At 39.9% G+C, this 557-nt stretch carries 1 protein-coding gene; it reads left to right on the top strand.

Annotated features, from left to right (window positions below; genetic code table 11):
* On the top strand, positions 1–557 hold a 557-nt coding region (locus RF007C_RS17520; RefSeq protein WP_037300685.1), incomplete at both ends, for a hypothetical protein.

The following is a 557-nucleotide window of genomic DNA, read 5'->3' on the forward strand; positions in this document are numbered from 1 at the left end:
CATTGTAAAGAAGCCCGTTATTACAGAAATATCGACTACTACAACAGTAACAGGCAAGCCTAATACTTCAACAACAACTACTACAGGCACAGATGTTACAACAAGTGGTAACGAAACAACAGATACCACTGAAACAACTGTTACTACAACTGATGTAACAGGACCTACTACCACTTCTACAGATACAACTGTAACATCAAGTGTTGTAGGACCTACAACTACTTCTACGATCGTAACTGATACAACAGTTACATCAAGTGTTATCGGACCTACGACAACTACAACAGTTGTAACCGATACAACAGTTACATCAAGTGTTATCGGACCTACGACAACTACCACAGTTGTAACCGATACAACAGTAACTTCAAGCGTTATCGGACCTACAACAACTACAACAGTTGTAACCGATACAACAGTAACTTCAAGTGTTATCGGACCTACAACAACAACTACAGTTGTAACCGATACAACAGTAACTTCAAGTGTTATCGGACCTACAACAACATCAACAACAGTGACAACTGAGGTAACAGGTCCTACAGACACAACTGCAA

Origin of the sequence: Ruminococcus flavefaciens 007c (assembly GCF_000571935.1) — a bacterium.
Lineage (GTDB): Bacteria > Bacillota > Clostridia > Oscillospirales > Ruminococcaceae > Ruminococcus > Ruminococcus flavefaciens_F.